Raw genomic sequence first — 11,956 nt, 5'->3', positions numbered from 1 at the left:
CGATAGCGGTATGTCAGTTACATAAGGCTGACTGATCCACCGCTATCGCGAGCAAGCTCGCTCCCACAGGACGGGGTCCAACTGAAGATTTTCTTCAGAACATCGGCCGCGCCGCGCCAATCGCCACCACCAGCAAGCCGATCAACAGGTTGATCCCCACCAACCGCCGAATCTTCCCCAGCACCGCCGCACCCGCCGGCCAGTCCTGCGCCGTCACGGCGTTACGCAACGACGGCAACTGCAAGGCCTGGATGCGGATAAACAGTGCTGTCATCACCACGTACAACCCCATCATCGCCTGCACATACCGCGGCGCGGTTTCGAAACCGGCGAAGCGCAGATGGATCAGGCCTACGCCGCTGATCGGCAAAAGTACGACCGCCACCCAGACCCAGACGAAAAAACGCTGAAACACTTCTACCCACAACTTGAGCCGGGCAGGGCCCTCAAGCGCCGTCATTGCGGCGGGGCGCAGGATCATCCAGGCGAAGAACATACCGCCGACCCAGACCAGGGCCGCCAGTAAATGCAGGGTGTAGACGAGGGCAAAGGGTGTCATTGGGTTACTCCGTTCTGCGCAGGATTCATTAGCGGGGTATGATAGCCGCCGATCCGAACCACTGAAAATTTATCCAGCGTTTTTAGCGCCCGACCATACATGATCAGCACCGAACTCAAAACCACGATCCAGGGCGCCTATTCGCGTTTTCTCGAAGCCAAGAGCCTCAAGCCGCGATATGGCCAGCGCCTGATGATTGCCGAAGTGGCAAAAGTCCTGGGTGACATCGACACCGACGACGAAGGCCGGCGCAGTGGCGAGCCCGCTATCGTGGCGGTGGAGGCCGGCACCGGTACCGGCAAGACCGTGGCCTACAGCCTGGCGGCGATTCCCACTGCCAAGGCCGCCGGCAAACGCCTGGTGATCGCCACGGCCACCGTCGCCCTGCAGGAGCAGATCGTCTATAAGGACCTGCCCGACCTGATGCGCAACAGCGGGCTGAACTTCACGTTCGCGCTGGCCAAGGGCCGTGGGCGCTACATGTGCCTGTCCAAGCTCGACATGTTGCTTCAGGAAGGCCACGCGCAGACCGCCACGGCCCAGTTGTTCGAAGAAGAAGGCTTCAAGATCGAAGTCGATGAGGCCAGCCAGAAGCTATTCACCAGCATGATCGAGAAGCTGGCCGGCAATAAATGGGACGGCGACCGCGACAGCTGGTCCACGGCCCTGGAAGACGCCGACTGGTCCCGCCTGACCACCGATCATAGCCAGTGCACCAACCGCCATTGCCCGAACTTCGGCCAATGCGCCTTCTACAAGGCCCGCGAAGGCATGGGCAAGGTCGACGTCATCGTCACCAACCACGACATGGTGCTGGCCGACCTGGCCCTGGGCGGTGGTGCGGTGCTGCCGGACCCGCGCGACACGATCTACGTGTTCGACGAAGGTCACCACCTGCCGGACAAGGCCATCGGCCATTTCGCCCATTACACCCGACTGCGTTCCACCGCCGACTGGCTGGAAACCACCGCCAAGAACCTCACCAAGCTGTTGGCCCAGCATCCATTGCCGGGTGACCTGGGCAAGTTCATCGAGCAAGTGCCGGAGCTGGCGCGGGAAATCAAGACCAACCAGCAGTTCATGTTCACCGCGTGCGAGCAAGTGGCCGACTTCAAGCCCGGCGAAGACGTCGAGGGCCGCGAGCGGCCACGCCACCGGTTTGTCGGCGGGGTAATCCCTGAGCACATGCGCGAAATGGGCGTCGAGCTCAAGAAAGGTTTCGCACGCCTGACCGACCTGTTCACGCGCCTGACCGACCTGCTCAAGGAAGGCATGGATGGCGAGGTCAACATCGGTATCGCCAGCAACCAGGCCGAGGAGTGGTACCCGCTGTTCGGCAGCCTGTTGTCCCGCTCCCAGGGCAACTGGGAGCTGTGGACGGCCTTCACCGCCGAAGACCCGGAAGACAACCCGCCGATGGCGCGCTGGCTGACCCTGGCCGAAAGCGGTTCGCTGTTCGACATCGAGGTCAATGCCAGCCCGATCCTGGCGGCGGAAATGCTGCGTCGCAACCTGTGGAACGTGGCCTATGGCGCGCTGGTGACGTCCGCCACGCTGACCGCCCTGGGCACGTTCGACCGCTTCCGCATGCGCGCCGGCCTGCCGAAGAAAGCCGTGACCGCCGTGGTCCCGAGCCCCTTCCACCACGCCGACGCTGGCGTGTTGCGGGTGCCGGACCTCAAGGCCGACCCGCGGGACGCTGCCGCTCACACCGCCGCGATCATCCGCGACCTGCCAGAACTGGTGGAAGGTTCACGGGGCACCCTGGTGCTGTTTTCCTCGCGTAAGCAGATGCAGGACGTGTTCGACGGTCTCGACCGTGACTGGCGCAAGCAGGTGTTCATCCAGGGCAACCTGTCGAAGCAGGAAACCCTGAACAAACACAAGGCGCGGGTCGATGGTGGGGATTCCAGCGTGCTGTTCGGCCTGGCGAGTTTTGCCGAAGGCGTGGACTTGCCGGGTGCCTATTGCGAGCACGTGGTGATCGCCAAGATTCCGTTCTCGGTTCCCGACGACCCAGTGGAGGCTGCGCTGGCCGAGTGGATCGAAGCCCGAGGCGGCAACCCGTTCATGGAAATTTCCGTACCGGACGCTTCGTTGAAGCTGGTCCAGGCGTGTGGCCGCTTGCTGCGCACCGAAGAAGACCGCGGCACCATCACCTTGCTCGACCGCAGGCTGGTAACCCAGCGCTATGGCAAGGCGATCCTCAACGCGCTGCCGCCGTTTCGGCGGGAGATTTCCTGAGGCTGCTGCGATTTCACGGTGAAGCAATGTATTTGTGGGAGCAAGGCTTGCCCGCGATGAGGCCTGCGAGGTCTTTCTGAGACCGAGGTGCCTTCATCGCGGGCAAGCCTTGCTCCCACAGGTTCTTCTTGCCACGGGGGGCATTCTTAGCCAGCCGTCTTGCGGCGGTTCCCAAAAGCCTGAATGGCTGAAACAATGCCAGCCACCTTAAAAGTGTTTGTTTCAAGGGAGTTACGGGTGCAGATTCAAGGCCATTATGAACTTCAGTTCGAGGCGGTGCGTGAAGCGTTCGCGGCGTTGTTCGATAATCCCCAGGAGCGCGGCGCGGCGTTGTGCATCCAGGTGGGTGGTCGCACGGTGATCGATCTGTGGGCCGGTACCGCCGACAAGGATGGCCATGAAGCCTGGCACAGCGACACCATCGCCAACCTGTTTTCCTGCACCAAGACTTTCACCGCCGTCACCGCCCTGCAACTGGTGGCCGAAGGCAAGTTGCAGCTGGATGCCCCGGTTGCCCGCTATTGGCCCGAGTTTGCTGCAGCTGGCAAGCAATCCATTACCCTGCGCCAGTTGCTCTGCCATCAGGCCGGTTTGCCGGCGCTCCGTGAATTGCTGCCGCCCGAAGCGCTTTATGACTGGCAAGCCATGGTCGATGCCCTGGCCGCCGAAACACCTTGGTGGACGCCGGGCGAGGGCCACGGTTATGCCGCGATCACCTACGGCTGGTTGATCGGCGAGCTGTTGCGCAGGGTCGATGGGCGTGGTCCGGGGGAGTCCATCGTGGCCCGTGTCGCCAAGCCGTTGGGCCTGGATTTTCATGTTGGCCTGGCCGACGAGGAGTTTCATCGCGTGGCCCACATCGCCCGTGGCAAAGGCAACGTCGGCGATGCCGCGGCCCAGCGCCTGCTGCAAGTGACGATGCGCGAGCCCACGGCCATGACCACCCGGGCCTTCACCAATCCGCCGTCGATCATGACCAGTACCAACAAACCGGAGTGGCGGCGCATGCAGCAACCGGCGGCCAACGGCCACGGTAACGCCCGTAGCCTGGCTGGGTTCTATGCGGGGCTGCTGGACGGCAGCCTGCTGGAAAGTGAAATGCTCGACGAATTGACTCGCCAGCACAGCTTCGGCGAGGACAAGACTTTGTTGACCCAGACCCGTTTCGGCCTGGGCTGCATGCTCGACCAGCCGGATGTGCCGAATGCGACCTACGGCCTCGGCCCACGGGCGTTCGGTCATCCGGGGGCCGGGGGCTCCTTGGGGTTTGCCGACCCGGAACATGATGTGGCTTTTGGCTTCGTGACCAACACGCTCGGGCCTTACGTATTGATGGACCCGCGCGCGCAGAACCTTGCGAGGGTACTTGCCACTTGTCTATAAAACGCCATTGAAGGCGGCGGGCACCGGAACCTCGGGGCCTTTTCAGTTTCCAAGCGACTGTTTATGCGGCCAAAACATGGCCTTTATTTTCCATTTACATCATTTTGTGGATATCCAATGTCATCGAATAAAACCCTCGCTCTGGCGCTGTGCTTCGCTATCACCGGTTGCGCACAAACCCCACAAAATGATGCCGAAGGCGGCAGTAGCTGGTGGTCGTTCGGCTCTTCCGACAAGGTCGCGGCCAAGGACACGGCGCCAGCGGCGCCTCTGAAACCGGCTGCCGTCGCACCGCAAGCCAAGGCCGAGAGCGCCACCCACTGGTGGTGGCCGTTCTCCTCCGATGATGGCGCCGACGTTGCGAAGAAAGCTGACGTCAAACCCCAGGACAAGCCTGAAGCCAAGGCGCCGGCCGTTGCCAAGGCCGAAGCCGAAAGCAACGGTAAGTGGTGGTGGCCGTTTGGCGGCAAGGATCAGGAAACCGCCAAGGCGGTGCCAATGCCCGATCCTAAAGTCACCCAGGCTTGGCTCGACGACTACGAGCCGAAGCTGCGCACGGCGATCCAGGACAGCAAGCTCCAACTCGAGCGCCGCGACAACGTGCTGGTGGTCACCGCGCCCGTGGACGGCTCCTTCAACCCGGACCGCCCGGCCATGCTGCTGCCCGTGACCCTCGGGCCGTTCACCCGCGTGGCGAAGATCCTTGAAGCCGACCCCAAGACCGCCGTCCTGATCCTCGGCCACGCCGACACCTCCGGCGCCGCACCTGCAAACCTGAAGCTCAGCCAGGAGCGTGCCCAGTCCGTGGCGGCGATTTTCCGTCTCAGCGGCCTGCAACGTGATCGCCTGATGCTGCGCGGCATGGGCGCTGTGGCGCCACGTGCGGCCAACGACAGTGTGGAAGGGCGTGCCTTGAACCGTCGCGTGGAACTGCTGGTCACGCCGGCCAACACCATGGTTGCGCTGCTGAGCAAATACAACATGCCGGCCCCGGCACCAGTGACGCTGGTGGCGGCCCAAGACGTGAAGCCCGTGGCCCCGGCCCCAGCGCCTGCGGCGAAAAAAGCCGTGACCCCGACCAGCAAAAAAGCCCCGGCCAAAAAAGCCGTGGCCAAGGCGCCTGCCAAGAAAGCCGTGGCCAAGAAAGCCCCGGCCAAGGCCACTACCGCGAAGAAAACCCAACCGGCCAAAGCTGCCACCGATACCAAGAAAGTCGCGGCCGCCGATACCCCCAAGCAGTGATGGGCTAACCACAAGGAACGCGCCATGACCCAACCGCTGGCTGATATGCGCCGCGACTACACCCGCGATGGCTTGACCGAGGCGCAAGCCCCGGCCGAGCCGTTTGCACTGTTCCACCAATGGTTCGCCGACGCGGTGAAAACCGAACAGGCCCCGGTGGAGGCCAACGCCATGACCCTGGCGACGGTGGATGCGCAAGGGCGCCCGCACTGCCGGATCCTGCTGCTCAAGGGCCTGGATGCCCAGGGTTTCACGTTCTTCACCAATTACGACAGCGCCAAGGGCCAGCAACTGGCCGCGAATCCATTCGCGGCCATGACGTTTTTCTGGCCGGCCCTGGAGCGCCAGGTGCGCATCGAGGGCAGCGTGGTGAAGGTCACCGCGCAGGAGTCGGATGCTTATTACCAGGTTCGCCCGCTGGGCAGCCGCCTCGGCGCCTGGGCTTCACCCCAGAGCCGAGTGATTTCAGGGCGCGCTGAGCTGGACGACTTGCTCAAGGCCACCGAACAACGCTTCAGCGACAGCCAACCGCACTGCCCGGAGCATTGGGGCGGTTATCGTTTGCTGCCCGAGCGCATCGAGTTCTGGCAGGGCCGTCCGAGCCGCCTGCACGATCGCCTCAACTACCGCCTGCAAGGGGCGAACTGGACGCGCGAGCGTCTGGCGCCTTAACTTCGGGGTAACCTGCCGCAGCGGTTTTAAGCCATTGCGGCAAGTCCCGACGCTTGACCCCTTGCTCCCGGGCGTGGGCCAATTGTTGCAGCATGTAGATCTTTTTCTGCTCATCCTGCCCCGCGAGGGACAGCGCCAGGTCGCGGTCCATCCAGCGTTTGATTCGTACGTACAGCCACCAGTGGAAGTACAAACCGGCCACGGTGACCGCGACGATGATGAAATAATCCATGAAAAATCCCCGGGTTGATGACGCAAGTTTCGGAATTTGGCGCTACTGTTTGGTGAATTTTTCGGGTGCGCCTGTATCCCACCTGAATGAAAACAATTTTATCCTGGCGAGGCCGTGACAGGCGTCAAGCTGCGGAGTTTAATGAATCCCTGTCTTTTGGAGTTGATGCTATGCGTAAGTCTGTTTTGCTGGTTGCTTCCTTTTCCACGATGGCGATGTTGCTCACTGGCTGTCAGTCGAGCCTGACCGGTGACTCCTACTCCCGTGACGAAGCGCGTCGCGTGCAGACGATTCGCATGGGGACCATCGAATCCTTGCGTCCTGTGAAGATCGAAGGCACCAAGACCCCGATCGGCGGTGCGGCCGGTGCGGTGGTCGGTGGTGTCGGTGGCAGTGCCATTGGTGGTGGTCGTGGCAGCATCGTCGCCGCTGTGATCGGCGCGGTGGCGGGTGGCCTGATCGGTTCTGCGACTGAAGAAGGCCTGACCCGTACCCAGGGTGTGGAAATCACCGTTCGTGAAGACGACGGTAGCATGCGTGCCTATGTGCAGCAGGTTCAGGAGAACGAGGTGTTCCGTGTGGGCGAGCGGGTTCGTATTTCCACTGTGGATGGTACGAGTCGCGTATCGCACTAAGCTTGAGTTGGTAAGAGAAAACGGCGCTTATTCCTGAATGGGAAAGCGCCGTTTTTTTATGGCTTCGTTTCGGGTGACGGGGTGTATATCCGTTTTTTGCGTAACGGCGGCTTATGGTTCCGCTCTTACAGCGGGTCACTTTTGAAAAGCGCAAAAGTAACCAAAACGCTCTTGCCCCACCACTCGGTGCCTCGCCTAGGCTCGGCATGCCTGAACGAAGGCCTTGCTCCGTGGGCCCGCCGCGAAGGGCCATCCATGGCCCAGCGCGGCTACCTCGGCATCCATGCCGAGGTGCCCACTGCGCAAGGCCTTCATTCAGCCAGCGTGGTTAACGGGGCGCCGAGATCAACGTCCACCGCGAGGCGGCCTAGTAGCCGACCTGGTTCTGGGTGGGACCGCGTTCCTCCTGTGGGAGCGAGCCTGCTCGCGAAGGCGGTGTGTCAGTTTGCGGTGATGTTGGATGTGCCGACCTCTTCGCGAGCAAGTCCGCTCCCACAGAGGAACTCCGGGTGCACACGAATAGGGCGCCTGCTGAAGATCCAATGTGGGAGCGAGCCTGCTCGCGAAGGCGGTGTGTCAGTTTGCGGTGATGTTGGATGTGCCGGCCTCTTCGCGAGCAAGCCCGCTCCCACAGAGGGACTCCGGGTGCACACGAATAGGGCGCCTGCTGAAGATCCAATGTGGGAGCGAGCCTGCTCGCGAAGGCGGTGTGTCAGTTTGCGGTGATGTTGGATGTACCGGCCTCTTCGCGAGCAAGCTCGCTCCCACAGAGGGACTCCGGGTGCACACGAATAGGGCGCCTGCTGAAGATCCGATGTGGGAGCGAGCTTGCTCGCGAAGGCGGTGTGTCAGTTTGCGGTGATGTTGGATGTGCCGGCCTCTTCGCGAGCAATCTCGCTCCCACAGAGGGACTCCGGGTGCACACGAATAGGGCGCCTGCTGAAGATCCAATGTGGGAGCGAGCCTGCTCGCGAAGGCGGTGTGTCAGTTTGCGGTGATGTTGGATGTACCGGCCTCTTCGCGAGCAAGCTCGCTCCCACAGAGGGACTCCGGGTGCACACGAATAGGGCGCCTGCTGAAGATCCAATGTGGGAGCGAGCTTGCTCGCGAAGGCGGTGTGTCAGTTTGCGGTGATGTTGGATGTGCCGGCCTCTTCGCGAGCAATCTCGCTCCCACAGAGGGACTCCGGGTGCACACGAATAGGGCGCCTGCTGAAGATCCAATGTGGGAGCGAGCCTGCTCGCGAAGGCGGTGTGTCAGTTTGCGGTGATGTTGGATGTACCGGCCTCTTCGCGAGCAAGCTCGCTCCCACAGAGGGACTCCGGGTGCACACGAATAGGGCGCCTGCTGAAGATCCGATGTGGGAGCGAGCTTGCTCGCGAAGGCGGTGTGTCAGTTTGCGGTGATGTTGGATGTGCCGGCCTCTTCGCGAGCAAGCTCGCTCCCACAGAGGGACTCCGGGTGCACACGAATAGGGCGCCTGCTGAAGATCCAATGTGGGAGCGAGCTTGCTCGCGAAGGCGGTGTGTCAGTTTGCGGTGATGTTGGATGTACCGGCCTCTTCGCGAGCAAGCCCGCTCCCACAGAGGGACTCCGGGTGCACACGAATATTGTGTTTGCTGAAGATCCAATGTGGGAGCGAGCCTGCTCGCGATGACGGTGGGTCAGTTTGCGGTGATGTTGGATGTACCGGCCTCTTCGCGAGCAAGCCCGCTCCCACAGAGGGACTCCGGGTGCACACGAATAGGGCGCCTGCTGAAGATCTAATGTGGGAGCGAGCTTGCTCGCGAAGGCGGTGTGTCAGTTTGCGGTGATGTTGGATGTGCCGGCCTCTTCGCGAGCAAGCCCGCTCCCACAGAGGGACTCCGGGTGCACACGAATAGGGCGCCTGCTGAAGATCCAATGTGGGAGCGAGCTTGCTCGCGAAGGCGGTGGCTCAGTCACATGGATGCTGGGCTTGCTGACCTCATCGCGAGCAGGCTCGCTCCCACAGGAGGAACGCGGTCCCACCCAGAACCAGGTCGGCTGTTAGGCCGCCTCGCGGTGGACGTTGATCTCGGGCGCCCCGTTAACCACGCTGGCCGAACGCAGGCATTGTGGAGTGGGCATCTCGGCATGGATGCCGGGATAGCCGCGCTGGGCCATGGATGGCCCTTCGCGGCGGGCCCACGGAGCAATGCCGGAGTGAGGGCATGCCGAGCCTAGGCGAGGCACCGAGTGGTGGGGCAAAAGCGCTTTGGTTACTTTCGCGCTTTTCGAAAGTGACTCGCCGTCAGGGCGAAACCCTAAGTGGCCGTTACCGCAGAATCGGATATACACACCGTCCGGGAATAGCTTAAGCAAAGCAAGGATCAGCTTGGCAATGTCGACTGCTTACGACTGGCCGCCGCCGTCACCGCATAACCGAGCAACGCCGCCAGGATCGAACCCGTGAGAATCCCCATCCGGTCCATACCCGCGTAGTCACTTACGCCAGGCTCGAACGCCAGGGAGCCAACGAACAGGCTCATGGTGAACCCGATACCGCACAGGATCGCCACCCCCAATACCTGGCCCCAGTTGGCGCCAAGGGGCAGGCTGGCGATGCCGATTTTCACGGCCAGCCAGGTCAGGCCGAAGACGCCGACAGTCTTGCCCAGCAACAGGCCAATGGCGATGCCCATCGGCACATGATGGGTGAAGCTTTCAACGGTGACGCCGCTCAAGGACAGGCCGGCGTTGGCGAAGGCGAACAGCGGCAGGATGCCATAGGCCACCCAGGGATGCAGGGCATGTTCCAGGGTGAGAAGGGGCGAAGTCTCGGCGTTTTTCGTGCGCAGCGGGATGCAGAATGCCAGGGTCACGCCCGCCAGGGTGGCGTGGACACCGCTCTTGAGCACGCAAACCCACAGGATCAGGCCGACAACCATGTAGGGCCCAAGCTTGACCACGCCCATCCGGTTCATCGCCACCAGCGCGGCGATGCAGGTTGCCGCCAGTATGAGCGACAGGCTGGACAGGGCGCCGGAGTAAAAGATCGCGATGATGATAATGGCGCCCAGGTCGTCGATGATCGCCAGGGTCATCAGGAACAGCTTGAGCGACACCGGCACCCGCTTGCCCAGCAAGGCCAGCACGCCGAGGGCGAACGCGATGTCGGTGGCCGTCGGAATTGCCCAGCCGGCGAGGGCGGGGGGATTGTCGCGGTTGAGGAACCAGTAGATCAGCGCCGGCACCACCATGCCGCCAATCGCCGCCGCACCCGGCAAGACGATTTGCGACGGTTTCGACAGTTGCCCGCCGAGGACTTCTCGCTTGACTTCGAGGCCGATGAGCAGGAAGAACATCGCCATCAAGCCGTCGTTGATCCACAGCAGCAAGGGTTTGGCGATCTTCAACGCGCCGACCTGGGCGACCACCGGGGTGTCCAGCAGGCCGTTATACAGCCAGGACAACGGCGAATTATTGATGGCCAGGGCCAGGACAGCGGCGGCGATCAGAAGCAGGCCGCTGGCAGCCTCCAATTGGAAAAAACGGGTCAGAGAATTACGTAGAGCCACGATCGCTCTCCATTCATCGAATCAAAAAGATGGCACACCCTAACTCGTACTGTTAGTTGTTAAAACAAAAGTTATATTCTTTTTTGTTATATATCGTTACAACACTTGCTCCACGCAGTCGGGCAGTTATGGGCCATATTGGACCTTAGCTGTACCTGTGCGCGATGTCGGTTTTTTCCTAAGCTTGCCACTGGTTTTTCCGAGACCACGTTGCGCCTGCATGACCAGATTCCCCGCGTCGAACCGAGCCAGTGAGAAAACACCATGAACGACCATCGCCAGTGGGCGCGCGAAGCGATCCGCATCATCGAGGCTGACTTCCAGCGCAGCGCCGATACCCACCTGATTCCGCTGCCGCTGCCTGGCCTGCCGGGCATCGAACTGTATTTCAAGGATGAGTCCAGCCATCCCACCGGCAGCCTCAAGCATCGGCTGGCGCGTTCGCTGTTTCTCTACGCGTTGTGTAACGGCTGGCTCAAGCCCGGTGCGCCGGTGATCGAGGCCTCCAGCGGCTCGACGGCGATTTCCGAGGCCTATTTCGCCAGGTTGCTGGGCCTGCCGTTCATCGCGGTGATGCCGGCGACCACCTCCCGGGAAAAAATCGCACAGATCGCTTTCTATGGCGGCCAGAGTCACTTGGTGGACGATCCTACGCAGATCTACGCCGAATCCGAACGCCTGGCCCATGAGCATGATGGGCATTTCATCGACCAATTCACTTATGCCGAGCGCGCCACGGACTGGCGAGCCAATAACAACATTGCCGAATCGATCTTCCAGCAGATGCGCTTCGAGCGGCACCCGGAGCCGAGCTGGTTGATTTCAAGCCCCGGCACCGGCGGCACCACCGCCACCCTGGGGCGCTACGTGCGTTATCGCCAGCACGGCACCCGCGTGCTGTGTGCCGACGCCGAACGTTCGGTGTTCTTCGACTATTACCGCAGCGGCGATGCCAGCCTGCGCCTGGATTGCGGTTCACGCATCGAGGGTATCGGTCGGCCACGGGTCGAGGCGTCGTTCCTGCCGAAAGTCATCGATGCGATGGTCAAGGTTCCGGACGCCTTGTCATTGGCGGCCATGCATTACCTGGCCCAGCGCTTGGGCCGGCGGGTCGGCGGGTCCAGCGGCACCAATCTGATCGGCGCGCTAATGGCGGCTCGGCAGATGGTGGAGGCGGGCGAGTCGGGGTCGATCGTGGCGATTTTGTGCGACGGTGGCGAGCGCTACGCCACGACCTATTACGACCCGGCATGGCTCAAGGCCCAGGGCTATGAGTTGAGCGGGCTGATGGACATCGTGGCGGCGTGTGTGGAACGGGGCGAGGCGCTGCCGGAGAGTGTGTTGCGGGCCAATATCTGAATCACTGAGGTCCTTGTGGGAGCGAGCTTGTGTGGGAGCTGGGCTTGCCCGCGATAGCATCACCTCGGTTCACCTGATAAACCGAGTTGCC

General features: G+C 62.1%; 10 protein-coding genes. 6 read left to right on the top strand and 4 right to left on the bottom strand.

Annotation, left to right across the window (positions count from 1 at the left end; translation table 11 throughout):
* Positions 1–94: 94 nt before the first annotated feature.
* Positions 95–559 (bottom strand): CopD family protein, encoded by a 465-nt coding sequence (locus LQ215_RS28340; protein WP_230153565.1) that lies wholly within the window; start codon positions 557–559, stop codon positions 95–97.
* 99 nt (positions 560–658) lie between these two features.
* Here LQ215_RS28340 and dinG point away from each other — a divergent pair, with 99 nt between their 5' ends.
* From dinG to pdxH, 4 genes are all read left to right on the top strand, one after another.
* Positions 659–2,803: an ATP-dependent DNA helicase DinG gene (gene dinG / locus LQ215_RS28335; RefSeq protein WP_018610802.1), complete on the top strand. Its 2,145-nt coding sequence runs from the start codon at positions 659–661 to the stop codon at positions 2,801–2,803.
* Positions 2,804–3,040: 237 nt separating this feature from the next.
* Positions 3,041–4,186 (top strand): serine hydrolase domain-containing protein, encoded by a 1,146-nt coding sequence (locus LQ215_RS28330; RefSeq protein WP_230153564.1) that lies wholly within the window; start codon positions 3,041–3,043, stop codon positions 4,184–4,186.
* Positions 4,187–4,303: 117 nt separating this feature from the next.
* Positions 4,304–5,428 (top strand): OmpA family protein, encoded by a 1,125-nt coding sequence (locus LQ215_RS28325; RefSeq protein ID WP_230153563.1) that lies wholly within the window; start codon positions 4,304–4,306, stop codon positions 5,426–5,428.
* A 24-nt stretch (positions 5,429–5,452) separates the two neighbouring features.
* A complete protein-coding gene (pdxH, locus tag LQ215_RS28320) occupies positions 5,453–6,100 on the top strand; it encodes a pyridoxamine 5'-phosphate oxidase (RefSeq protein WP_230153562.1) in 648 nt (215 codons plus the stop codon).
* Here the strand turns inward: pdxH and LQ215_RS28315 are convergent.
* A complete protein-coding gene (locus LQ215_RS28315; protein WP_230153561.1) occupies positions 6,048–6,332 on the bottom strand; it encodes a hypothetical protein in 285 nt (94 codons plus the stop codon). The two genes, pdxH and LQ215_RS28315, sit on opposite strands and share 53 nt — an antisense overlap.
* Before the next feature lie 170 nt (positions 6,333–6,502).
* Here LQ215_RS28315 and LQ215_RS28310 point away from each other — a divergent pair, with 170 nt between their 5' ends.
* On the top strand, positions 6,503–6,967 hold the full coding sequence (locus tag LQ215_RS28310; RefSeq protein ID WP_003184697.1) for a glycine zipper 2TM domain-containing protein: 465 nt from the start codon (positions 6,503–6,505) through the stop codon (positions 6,965–6,967).
* Positions 6,968–8,995: 2,028 nt separating this feature from the next.
* Here the strand turns inward: LQ215_RS28310 and LQ215_RS28300 are convergent.
* Positions 8,996–9,196 carry a nucleoid-structuring protein H-NS gene (locus LQ215_RS28300; RefSeq protein WP_230153566.1) on the bottom strand — a complete coding sequence of 67 codons (201 nt, stop codon included), beginning with the start codon at positions 9,194–9,196 and terminating at the stop codon, positions 8,996–8,998.
* A gap of 122 nt (positions 9,197–9,318) precedes the next feature.
* Positions 9,319–10,506 carry a Na+/H+ antiporter NhaA gene (gene nhaA, locus LQ215_RS28295; protein WP_230153560.1) on the bottom strand — a complete coding sequence of 396 codons (1,188 nt, stop codon included), beginning with the start codon at positions 10,504–10,506 and terminating at the stop codon, positions 9,319–9,321.
* Between the two features lie 264 nt (positions 10,507–10,770).
* On the opposite strand from nhaA, the gene LQ215_RS28290 reads away from it, so the two are divergent.
* Positions 10,771–11,865: a PLP-dependent cysteine synthase family protein gene (locus LQ215_RS28290; protein ID WP_230153559.1), complete on the top strand. Its 1,095-nt coding sequence runs from the start codon at positions 10,771–10,773 to the stop codon at positions 11,863–11,865.
* The last annotated feature ends 91 nt before the right edge of the window (positions 11,866–11,956 follow it).

It is taken from the genome of Pseudomonas brassicacearum (assembly GCF_918698105.1).
Lineage (GTDB): Bacteria > Pseudomonadota > Gammaproteobacteria > Pseudomonadales > Pseudomonadaceae > Aquipseudomonas > Aquipseudomonas brassicacearum_F.
This window is presented reverse-complemented; position numbering and strand designations above follow the sequence as displayed.